Here is a 15866-nt window from a genome sequence, read left to right on the forward strand (position 1 = left end):
ACTTATCTCCTACTCTTTTTTTCTGCTTTAACGCGTTGTTTATTAATTTTCTTAATGCAGCGCGGTTTGATAAGTTCATTTTCAATACAATAATCTAATAATTTAGTTTCATCCAAAGTTAAAATCAAATCAGCGACCTGTTTAATTTGTTTCGCGTCGAGTTGCTTTTCAATCCATAGTGGAAATGATTCACACCCCTTTAAATTAAATCGATAAAAGACATTGATATCTTTGCGAAATAACACGATTTCTTCCTCATTTCGCGCGATAAAACGTGCGGAACTCATGTTAGCGATATACGGATTCAATCCATAGATATCACTTGAAATTAATCGATCTTGAAAATCACTATAGAGTTTAAAGTATTGAGGTAATTCCAATATTGCGGTTTCACGATCATAAAGTGTATTTAACAAAGGATCGAAAAACGGAATGTATACTCTATTTTCATTTTCAATCTGGAATACTTTTAATTTTGACTTCATCGGTGCGATGTCGCATTGAACAATGAAATTTCGTTCATTAAAAAGCAGATTATCCCACATATCAAAATGTTCATTACGAATACGCTCAAATTCATTTTCAAAAGCTTTTTTAGTTTCTAAACTATGTTTAAATATATCCAATTTAAAGAGATCAGAATCTGATTTAAGGCTCATTCCCAAATTATAATATTTATTCATTTCCATCAACAGTTTCAATTCTTTTTTCGGTCGTTTTTGGTCATGATATTTATTCAATATATTCACTTAATCACCTCACACGCCGAAACGATATTACAAATATAGATACTTGCAGTTTCAGCTCTAAGCACATTATCACCAAGGCTGACCTGACGATACCCCATGGCCTCAAACTTAACACGTTCATCGTTACTAAAGCCACCTTCTGGTCCAACAAGAACCGTAATGGATGGTGTCGCTTCGTCTACAACGTGAATAAGATGCGGTTGATTTCCGATATCCGCATAAAGATTTAAATCCGATTGATACTGTGGTAATTCATCAAGTGTCGCAATCCCTAAGACTGGCACCTCATATTGTCGATAAGATTGTTCAGATGCCTCTTTCGCAATAAGATTTAAGCGTTCCATTTTACGTTCAGATCGTTTACCAAAATCACGAACAACACCATGTTGGCTTTGGTAAAGCACAATCTCATCAACACCACATTCACACGCTTTTTGAATCATCCACTCCAATCGCTCAGATCGTATTAATGAAGCAACAATTCTTAATTTATATTTCTTTTTTGCCCAAACAATTGATTCTTGAACTTTGAGTTGTGTGAGGGTATCGTCCAAAAATGTTGCGATGACACCGTTTCCCATGTGATCTACCAGTCGAATCGAATCACCCTCCTGCATTCGAAGTACTTTTCGGCATTGATGTAATTGATCTGCACTGAGTTGCAAGTCTTCAATTGATTCAATGAAGAATTGTTGCATTAGATTTCACCTTTAGCGGTTAGAAGTAATTTTTTTACCTCAAATGGTTTTAATTCACGATATTGTCCAATTTTGAGATCGTTAATATCGAGATATCCAATTTGATAACGATGAAGTTTTAATACCGGCAGACCAAAGTGGGCAAATATTTTACGGATTTGTCTATTCTTACCTTCATGGAGTGTAATCGAGAATTGTGTCTTATCTTTCGTCACATCATATTTAACACGACTAATTTCAACACCTTTATAATCAACTCCTTCAATTGAGACGCCTTCCTTAAGAGAATTGGTTACTTCATAAGAAAGTCTCCCCTGCACACTCACACGATATATTTTCGATAAATCGAATTTTGGATGCGTCATGTAGTATGCAAAATCGCCATCATTGGTTAAGATGAGCGCACCTGTTGTTTCACGATCTAAACGGCCTACAGGAAATACCCGAATATCATTAGGCACTAAATCAACAACACTTTCTCGTTCTTTGTCATCGTTTGCACTTGAAACAACGCCACGAGGTTTATTAAGAATGTAATACACTTTTTTTTCTTCTACGGTAATAATGATGCCGTTAACCATGACGCGGTCTTCCGTTGATACCTTCATCCCTTGTTCGGTCACTTTAATCCCATTAACCTTTACTTTACCCTCGTTTATTAAAACTTCGGCCTTACGACGCGAACAATAGCCGCTCATCGCAATAAATTTTTGTAATCTAATATTATTTAAAGAGTTCATTATTTTCTTCCAACATTTCTATCTTAATTTCTGGTAATTCTTTTAAACTTGTCAGCTTAAAGACATCCATAAACGAATTCGTCACTTCATACAGAATTGGACGCCCTACAGAATCCGCACGACCACATTCTTGAATTAAATCCAATGCCTCTAATCTTCGACACATCATATCACTATTTACACCGCGTATTTCTTCAATTTCTAACCGTGTAATTGGTTGTTTATAGGCAATTATTGCGAGAGTCTCCAAAGCGGCTTGAGATAATTGCCGATTTTTATTAAATTCAAGCATATCCGAAATTGTTTCGTGTAGCTCTTTTTTTGTTATCAACTTATAAACAGATCCGAATTCAACCAATTCCAAACCTCGATTTAAGTCCAATAAACTTTGTTTATAATCATTTATTTTGTTATCAAATGCTTCATTTTCGATCCCAAGAGCGAGCATTAATTGTTCTTTATCAACGCCTTCTTCGCCAAAGGCAAATAAAATGCCTTCTATGATTGCAAAATCAGTCATTAAATCGCCCCTTTCAAATAGACCGCTTCATCTTGATAGCTCATTTTTAAATCTCCCATTCTTAACATATCTAAAACGGCTAAGAAGGATACAAGCAGGTATTGCAAGTTAGGTGCTTGTGACAATACATGATCAAGCGATAAAACAACCCCTCCTTGAAATACTTTTCTTAAGTCCTCTACAACATCATCTACAGAAAGCTCAGCGCGTTCAATTGAAACATCCTGAGGATGGGCTAACTTAAAACGACTCATCACTTTCATCATTGCATTCATAAGGTCATAAGGTGTTTGCTCGTAGGTAACCGAATCTTGCAAACTCGTTTTAATTTCCTTAAATAAGCGCGACGAGATTGGTTTCGCGAATTGTTTTGATCGTTCCTCATACCGCTCCGCTAATTCAATACTGACCTCTTTATACCGTTGATATTCGATGAGTCGTCTCACAAGATCATTCTCATCATCTTCAACGTCTTTAGCGTCAAGTTCACTCTTATCTCTAGGCAAAAGACGCTTGCTTTTATACTCAATTAAACCAGCAAGTTCACTTAGATATTCAGATGCTACTTCAAGTTTTTGATCTCGAACGCTATCTATAAACGCAATATACTGGTCCGCTAAGTCATCAATATTCAAATCAAAAAGATCCAACTTTTTATCTTTTATAAGATAAAGCATTAAATCCAATGGACCATTAAATTGATCAATAGATACTTCAAAATTCATGGTTATTCTCCAATCTAAACTATTATAGCACGGCAGCAATTAAATTTGGTTTTTCAACTGCTTCTTGACCCATGATAAAACACGATACTGTATTATTTTTGTGATCATCTGTAATGGGTGTATCACTATATAAAGTCGCTAACAAATCACCTTTATGAATGATATCTCCAATCTCTTTACGAAGCACAATACCCGCTTTGTAATCGATGACATCTTCCTTCGTTTGTCTTCCTGCGCCTAAATGCATTGACACAATACCCAGTTCCATTGCTTTTAAATCATGGAGATAACCATCCTGCTCTGCAAACACTTCAACTTCATATTTTGCATTTGTGAAATGATCTAAATTATCAAAAACCGATACATCGCCACCTTGTGCTTGAATCCACTTTAAGAAGGTTTCATAAGCAGCACCGCTTTGCAATGTTTCTTTAGCCAATTCGTAGCCCGCTTCTGGCGAATCCGAAAGGTCTGCTTGGAATAGCATGTATCCAGAAGCAACAAGACACAATTCTTCAAGGTCCTTTGGACCTTCATTTTTTAAAGTCATAATTGCTTCTTTTACTTCAAGAGCATTTCCAATTGAATGACCCAATGGTTGATTCATATTTGAGAGCATCGCATTGACTTCTCGGCCAAGATTACGACCAATTGTAATCATGGTGTCCGCTAATTCGCGAGCATCTTCTACAGTCTTCATAAAAGCACCTTCACCGTATTTCACATCTAGCAAAATACAGTCAGCACCACCTGCTAGTTTTTTTGACATAATTGACGATGCAATTAAAGGAATTGCATTTACCGTTCCAGTAACATCGCGAAGCGCATAGAGGACCTTATCTGCATAAACTAAATTTCCAGTTTGACCAATAACCGCTAGATTGATTGCATTTACTTGATCAATAAAATCTTGACTGGACACTTCAATATTAAACCCAGGGATTGATTCTAATTTGTCGAGTGTTCCACCTGTATGTCCTAATCCTCTACCACTCATTTTCGCAACTTTGGCACCGGCTGCCGCTACAATTGGGCTTAAGATAATTGTTGTTTTATCGCCAACTCCACCCGTGGAATGTTTATCAACTTTTTTCCCTACAATGGATGATAAATCAATGATATCACCACTACGCATCATCGCATCCGTTAGCGCAGTTGTTTCATCCAAACTCATCCCTTTGAGCACAATTGCCATGAGTAAAGCACTGGTTTGATAATCTTTAACCGTACCTTTAGTAACTCCGTTAATCCAAAAACTAATTTCTTCTTGGCTTAACTCAAAACCATCACGTTTTTTTTCAATAATTTCTACTATAGTCATAATTATATCCTCTCGTAAGTAACTTGTTTAAAAGTACTATATTCAACCTGATTCTTGATCTTGAATTCTAAATCAGAAAAATCTGGAAAAAATGTATCACCAATCACATCATTTGGTATATACGAAATGATTAATTCGTGAGCAAAAGGTAAACTTTGAGCATAAATTTCGCCGCCACCTGCGATAAAAATAGTTTCTTTGGAATTTTGATGTTGAATTAAAAATGCCCTAAGATCTGGAATTGCATTTTCAATCAAAGTGTTACGTGTTACAACATATATTTCTCGATTATCGAGTTTCTTTGGAAGACCTTCAAACGTTTTTCGCCCCATAATCACTTTTTGATTTAAAGTTGTTTTGCGAAAATGTTGGAGATCCTCTTTATTATGCCACGGCATTGAGCCATTCAAGCCAATCGTACGATGTTGGTTCATTGCAACAATGATTTTTATCATCACACACTCACCTTAGCTTTAATTAGTGGATGTGGATCATAGCCAACCACTTCAAAATCTTCAAACTTGAAATCCGTAATTTTCTCTTGGTTTCCATGGATAACCAGTTGTGGTAAAGATTTTGGTTCACGTGCTAGTTGCAATTGAACTGCATCATAGTGATCGTTATAGATATGTAAATCTCCAAAGGTATGAACGAACTCTCCTACCTCCAAATCACACACTTTAGCAATCATATGTAACAACAACGCATATGAAGCAATATTAAATGGAACACCTAAAAACACATCCGCACTGCGCTGATAAAGTTGCAATGATAATTTTTGGTCATTGCTTACATAAAACTGCATAAATGCGTGACACGGTGGCAATGCCATTTGATCAACCTCCGTAGGATTCCAAGCACTCATAATAATACGACGTGAGTATGGATTTGTTTTTATTGTTTCAATGACATTATTTAATTGGTCAACGCCCCCAAAATCACGCCATTGCTTGCCGTAAACGGGTCCTAATTCCCCATGTTTTTGCGCAAATACATCATCTTCAAGAATGTGTTGAATAAATTCATCCATCGATTCACCCTTGTAATCTTCAGATTTTTTATAAAGTTCGTAAGGCCATTCATTCCAAATTCGGACTTTATTCTCGACAAGCCATTTAATATTGGTGTCGCCACTCACAAACCACAGTAGCTCTTTCGCTAACGATGGAAAATGAACTTTTTTAGTAGTAAGCAAGGGAAATCCCTTGCTTAAATCAAAACGCATCTGATAGCCAAAAACACCCTTTGTACCCGTTCCCGTACGATCTTCTCGTAGTGAACCGTGGTCTAATACAAATTGACACATTTCCAAATAATTTTTCATTTTATCACCTACTTTCTATTATACAAAAAAATCACTCTCTTGGGTACTCTTTCGGGTACAAGAACTCAAGATGTTCTGCAATTAAGATGAATTGATCATCATTAATTTCCAATCGACCTTTTACAGAGATTAAACTCCCCGGTTTACAAGAGTTTGTCGTCGTCTCACTTGCACCCCGCCAAAGTAGAATTGGGAAGGTATCCTTTCTAAAAATCCCTGTCGGAGTTCTAAAATTTGAAGTAACACTAACGTGCATCAATGCATAACTCTCATTTGAGTGATCTTCTATTGGCACAGGCATAGTTTCTATGTGACCAACCAATTGGACAAAATTCATAGTATCCTCCTTTTATTTTTTGTGTGGAATTGCCCACAAATATAAATTTACTTCAAATTATAAATATCCTAAATATTTTTTTGTAAATACAACAAAAAAGTTAGATTCTTGAGAATCTAACTTAGTTATTTGTATGAATCATTCGTAAAAACGTATCGTCACTGTCTAAAATCACACCCACAATTTCTACGAGTGCATCATAGGATAAGTCTCGAATCATTTCTAAATATTCAAAATACGAAATCCCATCGAAGTGTGCTCGGCCCAACGTAATGGCGAGCTCATCAGTTTTACTTAATGACATAATCATTTCACCATAATAACGCTTCTTTAACTGATTAAATAACGCTTCATCATGTTTAATATGAGCCATGCGTTCTTTGATAATCGCTTTAAACGCTTCGTGTTTATGGCCTTCATTCACAAAATAGATGACTCCAAAGGACTCACGAATATCAACATCATAACCATATGAGTTCGAAACAATACCTTCATCAAGCCAAACCTGATAGTCTGGAATCATTTCCGAAAAGTTCATTTCCAATAACATACGAATTAAAAATTCATCTTTAAGCTTATGATTCCGGTTATATGGAAACTTAAAGGAATAAGTCATCTTAGGAACTTCAACATCTCCCTGAATTTCGCGCTCTTTAATCGCTACACTATACGGTTCTTCATCAAAAAAATCAACCACTTCTTCCTCGGATGCAAGATGACATTCAGTTTCTTCAAGTACAATGTCCGCCACCTTTTGTGGATCCATAGGCGTTACAATCGTCAATGCCATACGATGATCTGAATAATTCATTTCAAATGCTCTAAGTAAATCAGCACGTGTCGTTTCTGTCACACTTTGTTCTGTTCCCGCAATGTCATAGATAAAGGGATAGTGGTGAAATAGATTTACATACGTTTCGTTTAATAAACGCATATCCGGCATCTGTTCATACATTTTAATCTCTTCGATGATAATACCCTTCTCTTTTTCAACACTGGCTTCACTTACACTAAACTTACTCACAAATTGAATCAACAAGCGTAATGGCGCTTCTAAATCACCGTTATGCCCAAAATAATACATCGTTTGTTCATAAGAAGTAAAAGCATTACCGCTTGCACCAAGTTCCGCAAACTGACTCAAAATGTCTTTGCTCTCATCTTCAAAAAGTTTATGTTCTAAGAAGTGTGCAACCCCTGACTTGTGCTCAACAACAGTTCCGTTCAAACTCTGTTTGAGATTTAATGCACCAAATGGCGTTCCGTAAACTGCGCTGGACCGCTTAAATCCGGGTCGATGCACTACAGTAACGCTCAAGCCACTAGGTGTCGTAAATGTATACACTTTTTCGTTAAAATCGTTCTTAATTGTTTTCATTAGTTTCACCTCGATACGCAAAGATAAACGGTTTTGTAATTTTTTCTAGTACGGCTTTCACATCCGCTTCTGTTACAGCACGAATTTTTTCTTGCATTGATTCAATGGATTCATTCACCTCTAACATATTGTTTCTAAAGGTATGATCTGCAATACTCTTAATTCGTTCTGTATTGCCTTCCAATGAAAGATCTAAGTAATTAATCGCTGCTTTAAGATCTAAAGGCTCCTCACGAATCAAGTCAAATTGCTCGTCAATCAATGATATTGCTTTCTCAACATTTTTATCACTTACGCCTGTCGCAATATAGAAAATTCCATCATAGACTTGACGCGATGCATAGATTGAATAACATAAGCTATGTTTCTCGCGAATATTTTGAAATAAAAGTGATGTTGGAAGTTGACCTAAATATGCGATAAATACCAAATATGCATAATATAAATCGTCATAAGGTGTGATGCTTGTTTCATAAACACATACCAGCTCACTTTGACTTCCTTTATAACGTTCCTCAAGATACGCGTTTGTAATTTTGGTTTTTAATAACGCTTCATTTATGGGCATTGAATGACCTACTGTAAATGCATCGAAATTACACTCACGATCAATACCTCCAACTAGATAGATTTGTTTATTAAATTCTTGAATGCAACGTGTATGGAAATTTTGAATTTCTGCTAAGGTAATGGTGTCCAAATCTTCTAAATCACCAAAAGCACTTAATCCAAATAATTGCCCCTCGCCCGCATACTTAAAACTCTTAACCAAAGCATTTTGGGATGCATTTTCTTTGATGTGCATGTGACTAATACGTAAATTTTTCTTAGCCTCTTCAAGGGTTTGTTCAGAAAGAAGTGGATACAGATACATATCCTTAAGCAACTTAATTTGTTGATCAAGCAACGATTCATTTGTGAATCGCTCATGAATCATTTTAATTCCAAGGTCAATAACTTGATACGTGCCAAGGGTATACGTTAGAGCACTGGTCTTCGCCCCGTACAACATATCGTGTCGCTGTGCCAGTGATGTTTTTGTAGGGTTTTCTATCAATCGGTCTCCCATCATACGTGTTAATAAATTAGCAATCGTATTTGTTCGTGATTCAAGCTTAAATACAATTTTTAACGAAAGATACACTTCATGAAACTTTTCTTCATTAATTTGATAAACCTTTATGCCATTTTTTAATATTAATTCTTCATTCATGATACATCCTCCAAAAAATGATACAATATAATAGCATTGTACATCAATATGATGTAAATAGAAAGAACGGTGACAGAATGATAAAACCTAATGATGCAGTCTTTTTGACTGACTTATATGAATTTACGATGGCTTATACATATTTCAAACAAAACCGACATGAAGAAATTGTTTATTTTGATATGTTTACCCGTAAAATACCAAACCAAGGGGGCTATCTCATTTTCAATGGCTTAAGCAAACTTATCGAAACAATTAATAATTTTAAATTTACACAGGATCATATTGATTATCTTTATGAACAAGGCTTTACAGATCCGAAATTTCTTGATTATTTATTAAACTTAGAATTAAATCTCGATATTTGGGCAGTGGAAGATGGAACTGTAGTCTTCCAAAATGAACCCCTTGTAACGGTGCGGGGTACCGTGATCGAAGCACAGCTTATCGAAACACTGCTCTTGTTATCCATCAACTATTCTACTTTAGTGACAACTAAAGCGAGTCGCATTGTAAATGCAGCCCGAGGACGTGCTGTCCTTGAATTTGGCGCACGTCGTGCACATGGTTATGATTCTTCGGTCGATGGAGCACGTGCTGCAATCATCGCTGGATGTATCGGGACATCGCACACGCTTGCTGGTTATCAATACGGAGCCAATGTTTCTGGAACTATGGCACACTCGTATATTCAACTTCATGATTCTGAATTTGAAGCGTTTATGTCTTTTGCGGAAATTAATCCAGATAATGCAATTTTTCTAGTTGATACCTATGATACATTAGGATCCGGTATCCCTAACGCAATACGTGTTGCACATGAATATCTAATTCCAAATGGATACCGCCTTAAAGCCATTCGACTCGACTCCGGTGACCTCGCCTACCTATCCAAGGAAGCGCGCAAAATGCTTGATGAGGCAGGACTTGAAGATTGTAAGATTATGGCTTCAAACTCTCTTGATGAATATCTCATCGACGACCTCATTTACCAAGGTGCACAAATTGATTCATTTGGTGTTGGCGAAAATTTGATAACTTCTAAATCTGAGCCAGTCTTGGGAGGCGTCTACAAGTTAGTTGCCCAAGAACATTCAGATGGAACCCTGACACCTAAAATTAAAGTCAGCGAAAACATCGAAAAAATTACAAACCCAAGTTATAAACGTCTCTATCGTTTTTATGATAATCATACAAACAAGGCACTTGCAGATTACATTGCACTTGCAGATGAGATTATTCCAACAGATACGATTACAATCTTTGATCCATCAGCGCCTTGGAAGAAAAAAACACTTACCGATTATCAAGTCAGAGAATTACAAGTTCCCATTTATCAAAATGGTAAATGTGTTTATGAACTACCCAATCTTGAAGAAATCGCTCTATATTCGCAAAAAGAATTGGAAACAATTTGGGATGAGGTTAAACGTCTTCACTACCCTCACCGCTACTACGTTGATTTGTCGCAAAAACTCTATGACCTAAAATTAGAACTTCTTCACAATATTAGCGAAAATAAATAGACTCTATGGAATTCAATGTTTTCTGTTTTAAAATACATTTCCACATAAAAAGGTATGATTCTCTCCTAGAAAATCATACCTTTTTTCTTTTAATATTCTAATTTAACGTTTCCCTGCATCATAAGGTTGACCCGCAGCTTTAGGTGCGGCAGATTTCTTAGATGTGAATACAAGTACGACTAAAGTCGCAATATATGGCAACATTTTAAATACTTGATCAGGAATTCCAAGCCCATTCAAGAACGGTATTCCCGAATAAACATTTGAAAGCGTTAGCGCAAGTGCGAAAAATAGCGATGAGAAGAAGATCGTCTTCGGTCTCCATTGTCCGAAAATAAGAATTGCTAATGCAAGGAACCCATATCCATTGGCTGTTCCCGTAAATGAAGTACTGATTGGAACTGTGATAATAAGTCCACCAAGACCAGCCAATGCTCCAGAAATAAGAACACCCGCCCAGCGAATTCGTTTTACATTTCCACCTGCAGCATCAAGTGCATGAGGATTTTCTCCAGCAGATCGTAAACGTAATCCAAAGCGTGTTTTATAGATAACAAAAGTTGCGATAAAAAGTATTGCAATACCAATATAGGTAGAAATATACGCGTTTGTAAAAAACAGTTTTCCAACGATTGGGATTTCTGATAAGAATGGTACTTTTCGAATGAGGAACTCATTTCTAAAAGGAATTTCTTTTACAGAATATAAAAGTCGCGCAATATATACCGTGAATGCCGGAGCAAACATATTAATCGCAGTCCCACTAATGGTTTGGTCTGCATTCATATTAATTGCCGCGAAGGCATGAACTGCTCCCATCGCAAGTCCTGCAAGGATGGATGCTAACATTGCAACAATATACAGCAATTGACCTGACATATGATTTTGAAGGAAAAAGAGAGTGATAACTCCAAAGAAGGTACCAAAAACCATAATCCCTTCTAAAGCGATATTGACAATTCCACCACGTTCAGAGAAAAGTCCTCCAAGTGAAACAACCAATAATGGAATCGCAACATACAACATCTGTTGAACAATAAATGCGAGTGTGTTCATCAGTTATCACCTCCGGAATTTTTAGTCACTTTCGCAATAAATCCCTTAAGAAGTATTGTTAGTGCGCTCACATAAATAATTGTTGCGGTGATAACAGAAATAATTTCAGGTTCAAGACCGAATAATTGAAGATTATTACCACCATACGTAATATGTGCGATGAATAGACCCGAAAGAATAATACCAATCGGATTGCTTTGTGCAAGTAATGCGACGGAAATACCATCAAAACCTTCTGTTAAAAGAACATTGAGGACATCCATGTATTTTCCAACATTTGCAAGATACATTACTGCACCTCCAAGGCCAGCAAGCGCTCCAGCAATTGTCATCGAGAGAATAATTGATTTTTTTTCATTAATTCCTGCGTAACGACTTGCATGGCGATTATACCCTACTGCCTTGAGTTCAAATCCGAATTTCGTTTTTTCTAAAACAATGTAGATTAGAATTGCCATAACAATCGCAATAACAATACCAATATTTACTGATGATCTTGGAAAAATTTTATTCAAACCAAGTACCGGTAAATATGCATTGACAGGCGGTAAGGTTCTTGAATGAACGGAATCAAATGCCGTATTAGTAATTAGATAATTTACTGCGTACATTCCTATATAGTTCAGCATAATCGAAGCAATAACTTCATTCACATTTCGATAAGCCTTTAAAACACCAACAATCGCACCCCATAGCGCTCCTGCAAGTGCTCCACCAATTAATCCGACAATCCAACCAGTTCCAGCAGGCATCCATGTCCAGTTCACACCAATATATACGGCAGTAAAGGCACCAACCGTGAATTGTCCGGAGGCTCCGATATTAAAGAGACCCGTTTTAAATGCAAATCCGACGGATAATCCCGTTAGAATAATCGGCGCAGCACGGAATAGAACGTTACCCATACCGCGTAAATTATGATGGAAACCACCTTTAAGAATAATCCAAAATGCACTGAGTGAATATTGTGGCGTTGTCAAAAGGATCACTAAAAATCCAACAAACAAACCAATGATGATTGCAAGAAAAGATGCAATTACTGCATGATTGCCTTCATTTGCGAAAAAATCTTTAATTTTTTTTCCAATTAAACTAGTTTTTGCCATTTAGAGTACCCCGCTTTGCTCCAGCCATATATAAGCCCAGTTCTTGTTGCGTAATATCTTCCGGCTTAAATTCACCTACAAACTCTCCGTTATACATTACGAGGATCCGGTCACTAATGTTCATAATTTCAGATAACTCATAAGATACTAAAAGCACTGACTTTCCAGCATCACGTTGAGCCACAAGCTGATTATGAATATATTCAATTGCTCCTACATCCAAACCTCGCGTTGGTTGAACTGCCATCAGAACCTCAGAACCCATATCAATTTCACGGGCAAGAATTGCTTTCTGTTGATTTCCACCCGACATACTGCGCACAACAGAACTTGGTCCTTTTGAGCTACGAATATCAAATTTCTCAATCATTTTACGAGCGTATGTTTCAATTTTATCAAATCGGAGCATCCCGTTTTTTTGGAATCGATCTGTAAAATATTGTTTTAAGACGAGATTATAATCTAATTTATAATCAAGGACTAAGCCATCTTTGTGACGGTCCTCAGGGATATGCGAGATACCATGTGTATTTCGGTATCGTATCGATTTATCTTCAATACTTTCCCCTTTGAGCACAATCTCTCCTTGAGTTATGGGTAGCATCCCTGCAATTGCATAAACCAACTCATGTTGCCCATTCCCTTCAATCCCTGCAATACTTACAATTTCACCCTCATGCAATGCAAAAGAAGCAGCTTTTACAGCATCATGATTTCCATGGGATGAAGCCACATTAATATTTGTAACTTCTAAAACAACTTCACCACGTTCTTGTGGTTTCATATCAATATTTAAATCTATTTTTCGACCAACCATCATTTCGGACATTTCATCGACGGTCACATCTTTAACATTAACAGTCCCAATAAATTTTCCTTTACGTAAAACTGACACACGATCGGCAACTTCTTTAATCTCATTTAATTTATGCGTAATAAAAATAATTGATTTGCCTTCCGATCGAAGTTGTTTCATAATTGCCATTAACTCTTGAATCTCTTGAGGTGTCAAAACAGCCGTTGGTTCATCGAAAATCATGACATCACTCTCACGGTAAAGTAATTTTAAAATTTCAACACGTTGTTGCATTCCAACAGATATATCAGATATTTTCGCATCCGGATCAACATTTAAATTGTATCGATTACTTAACTCAATGATGTCTTTTCGAGCTTCCGCAAGACGGACCATGCCGCGCTCAACGGTTTCAACGCCTAAAATAATATTTTCTGTAACCGTAAAGTTATCTACTAATTTAAAATGCTGATGTACCATTCCAATTTTATGGTAGGTAGCCTCATGAGGGTTATTGATTTGGGTTACTTTGTCACGAATGACAATCTCCCCTGAATCTGGTTGATACATTCCAAACAACACAGACATCAACGTTGACTTACCAGCGCCATTCTCACCCAGTAGCGCTAGAATTTCCCCTTCACGAAGTGAAATTGTGACGTCATCATTGGCTCTAATGCCTGGAAACGTCTTGGTGATATGATTCATTTCAACAATATTTTTCATATTCCCTTACACTCCTTAAACATATCATACACAAAAAAAGACCTATAAAACAGTAAAATTTAAATAATAAAAATATCAAGCAGACTTGATATTTGATTGTCGATTTTTCATAAGCATCATCCCCATATTATTTTTTTACTTTAAACCATCATATTTTACTCAATTGAAGCGCATAGATTGTATCATTTGTGTGGTAATTAACCCTTTGTGATGGGTTCTAACTTCAATGATCCCCTTGGTAGAATATGATTGATGTTCACCTAAATTTTAGCATTTTCAACACAGTTTAGCAAGCGCTTTCAATAATGGGATACATACGAATCGCTGAGCTTCATGCTCAGCGATAGTATTCGATTTGTAAATTTGAAAATTGACTTTCATCTGAAAAAATAGCCCCGCTTTCATCATGTTCCGTTTGGATAATCAGTTCTTTGGACTGGATCAATTGCATCGTATTTTCAATAAGCGTATCAACCTGGTTTTTATTGATTTCTTTCAATCGATCTTCTTTATAAGCGAGACCAACACCATCATGCAAGAGATCTACGATTAAACGTTTTCCACCCGGAAATTCTTGTTTATAGTTTGCCTCGAGAAGATTTTTAACCGTTTTTCGAATCCCTTTTGTTGCAGAAAACGCAACCTTATCGCTCATATATGACTGGTCCACATCAACCCCAATAAATCGCTTGTCAGCATCTTCTGCTGCCTTAATAATTGATTGTCCTGCACCACCTGCAGAGGCAAAAATAATTTCTGTTCCCTCATTATACCAACTCGATCCTAACATTTGTATCTCCGTGGATGGTTCAAATGTTCCTGAATACTTATACTTTAAATGAATAACTTTATCCTTACTTTTTGCACCATCTTGTAAACCTTTCACAAATCCCATTCCATAGCGTTCTACAGCTGGAATTTTTGCGCCGCCAACAAACCCTACGTTAGTATATCCTTCAAGTGCGGTGACAAAGCCTGCAAGATATGCTGCTTGTTCTTCTCTAAAAAGTACGGGAACAAGATTGTCGCGAATCACAACCTCACCGGCCTCATTGGCCTTTGGAAGTGCATCGATCAATATGAACTTGACATTAGGGAAGTCATCTTGAATTTTTGCTGCGGTCGATTCAAAATAGAATCCTGGTAATACAACAACTTTTGCGCCCCCTTCTTCAATCGCTTTTTGAATTTCGTTATAGAATGCAATATCATCTTTATTCTCAGGACGGTAATACTTATACGAGACATTGTGATCCTTACAAAAATCGATAATCCCTTCCCACGACTCTTGATTAAATGAGTGGTCATCAATCGTTCCGATATCTGTAATCAGTGCGACTTCAGATTTTGTTTGCTCCTGCGATGATTGTGTCGAACATCCACCAAGCAGCACAAAACTTAAAAGCATAATAAACCATTTAGATTTCATAATCATCCCCCCTGCACTTTTACTTTATCAAGTGAAGGACGTTGATTCAAACACTTCTTTTTCCACTTATGCAAAAGAAAACGGCTAATTAGCCGTTCCTAAATTCAAATCTCAACCGCACCACCCAAGGTGCGGTTGTTTTTGTATAATAAAAGGAGCCCACCCGACTAAAAGGAGCTCCCATATGAAGTATAAACAATTAGATAAAAAAATGAAAGACCA

Annotated in this window: 16 protein-coding genes; 1 reads left to right on the forward strand and 15 read right to left on the reverse strand. The window is 36.7% G+C overall.

Annotated features, from left to right (window positions below; genetic code table 11):
* Positions 1-2: 2 nt before the first annotated feature.
* From EPJ90_RS06255 to EPJ90_RS06305, 11 genes are all read right to left on the reverse strand, one after another.
* The gene (locus EPJ90_RS06255) at positions 3-749 is read right to left on the reverse strand and encodes a hypothetical protein (protein WP_161636364.1); all 747 of its coding nucleotides are present in this window, start codon (positions 747-749) and stop codon (positions 3-5) included.
* The gene (locus EPJ90_RS06260) at positions 746-1447 is read right to left on the reverse strand and encodes an RsmE family RNA methyltransferase (protein ID WP_161636363.1); all 702 of its coding nucleotides are present in this window, start codon (positions 1445-1447) and stop codon (positions 746-748) included. The genes EPJ90_RS06255 and EPJ90_RS06260 overlap by 4 nt, the downstream gene beginning before the upstream one ends.
* Positions 1447-2187 carry a pseudouridine synthase gene (locus EPJ90_RS06265; RefSeq protein WP_161636362.1) on the reverse strand — a complete coding sequence of 247 codons (741 nt, stop codon included), beginning with the start codon at positions 2185-2187 and terminating at the stop codon, positions 1447-1449. Before EPJ90_RS06265 ends, EPJ90_RS06260 begins: the two co-directional genes overlap by 1 nt.
* The gene (gene scpB, locus EPJ90_RS06270) at positions 2171-2707 is read right to left on the reverse strand and encodes an SMC-Scp complex subunit ScpB (protein WP_125164401.1); all 537 of its coding nucleotides are present in this window, start codon (positions 2705-2707) and stop codon (positions 2171-2173) included. Before scpB ends, EPJ90_RS06265 begins: the two co-directional genes overlap by 17 nt.
* Positions 2707-3432 (reverse strand): segregation and condensation protein A, encoded by a 726-nt coding sequence (locus tag EPJ90_RS06275; RefSeq protein ID WP_161636361.1) that lies wholly within the window; start codon positions 3430-3432, stop codon positions 2707-2709. The genes scpB and EPJ90_RS06275 overlap by 1 nt, the downstream gene beginning before the upstream one ends.
* Positions 3433-3454: 22 nt before the next feature.
* Positions 3455-4753 (reverse strand): pyrimidine-nucleoside phosphorylase, encoded by a 1299-nt coding sequence (locus EPJ90_RS06280; protein ID WP_161636360.1) that lies wholly within the window; start codon positions 4751-4753, stop codon positions 3455-3457.
* Positions 4754-4755: 2 nt separating this feature from the next.
* On the reverse strand, positions 4756-5208 hold the full coding sequence (locus EPJ90_RS06285) for a dihydrofolate reductase (protein ID WP_125164399.1): 453 nt from the start codon (positions 5206-5208) through the stop codon (positions 4756-4758).
* Positions 5208-6077 carry a thymidylate synthase gene (gene thyA / locus EPJ90_RS06290; protein WP_200542825.1) on the reverse strand — a complete coding sequence of 290 codons (870 nt, stop codon included), beginning with the start codon at positions 6075-6077 and terminating at the stop codon, positions 5208-5210. Before thyA ends, EPJ90_RS06285 begins: the two co-directional genes overlap by 1 nt.
* A gap of 31 nt (positions 6078-6108) precedes the next feature.
* Positions 6109-6414, reverse strand: a complete 306-nt coding sequence (locus EPJ90_RS06295; protein WP_125164397.1) for a single-stranded DNA-binding protein — start codon at positions 6412-6414, stop codon at positions 6109-6111.
* 121 nt (positions 6415-6535) lie between these two features.
* Positions 6536-7792, reverse strand: a complete 1257-nt coding sequence (gene yfmH, locus EPJ90_RS06300; protein WP_161636358.1) for an EF-P 5-aminopentanol modification-associated protein YfmH — start codon at positions 7790-7792, stop codon at positions 6536-6538.
* A complete protein-coding gene (locus EPJ90_RS06305; protein WP_161636357.1) occupies positions 7779-9005 on the reverse strand; it encodes a M16 family metallopeptidase in 1227 nt (408 codons plus the stop codon). Before EPJ90_RS06305 ends, yfmH begins: the two co-directional genes overlap by 14 nt.
* Before the next feature lie 77 nt (positions 9006-9082).
* Here EPJ90_RS06305 and EPJ90_RS06310 point away from each other — a divergent pair, with 77 nt between their 5' ends.
* Positions 9083-10531: a nicotinate phosphoribosyltransferase gene (locus EPJ90_RS06310; RefSeq protein WP_161636356.1), complete on the forward strand. Its 1449-nt coding sequence runs from the start codon at positions 9083-9085 to the stop codon at positions 10529-10531.
* 102 nt (positions 10532-10633) lie between these two features.
* Here EPJ90_RS06310 and EPJ90_RS06315 read toward each other — a convergent pair whose 3' ends face one another.
* The 4 genes from EPJ90_RS06315 to EPJ90_RS06330 form a co-directional block, all read right to left on the reverse strand.
* Positions 10634-11587 (reverse strand): ABC transporter permease, encoded by a 954-nt coding sequence (locus EPJ90_RS06315; protein ID WP_125164394.1) that lies wholly within the window; start codon positions 11585-11587, stop codon positions 10634-10636.
* A complete protein-coding gene (locus tag EPJ90_RS06320) occupies positions 11587-12693 on the reverse strand; it encodes an ABC transporter permease (protein WP_125164393.1) in 1107 nt (368 codons plus the stop codon). Before EPJ90_RS06320 ends, EPJ90_RS06315 begins: the two co-directional genes overlap by 1 nt.
* Complete coding sequence (locus EPJ90_RS06325) at positions 12680-14215, reverse strand: ABC transporter ATP-binding protein (RefSeq protein WP_200542826.1); 1536 nt, start codon at positions 14213-14215, stop codon at positions 12680-12682. Before EPJ90_RS06325 ends, EPJ90_RS06320 begins: the two co-directional genes overlap by 14 nt.
* Positions 14216-14552: 337 nt before the next feature.
* A complete protein-coding gene (locus EPJ90_RS06330; RefSeq protein WP_161636354.1) occupies positions 14553-15644 on the reverse strand; it encodes a BMP family lipoprotein in 1092 nt (363 codons plus the stop codon).
* Positions 15645-15866: the final 222 nt, after the last annotated feature.

It is taken from the genome of Erysipelothrix sp. strain 2 (EsS2-7-Brazil) (assembly GCF_016617655.1).
GTDB lineage: Bacteria > Bacillota_I > Bacilli_A > Erysipelotrichales > Erysipelotrichaceae > Erysipelothrix > Erysipelothrix piscisicarius.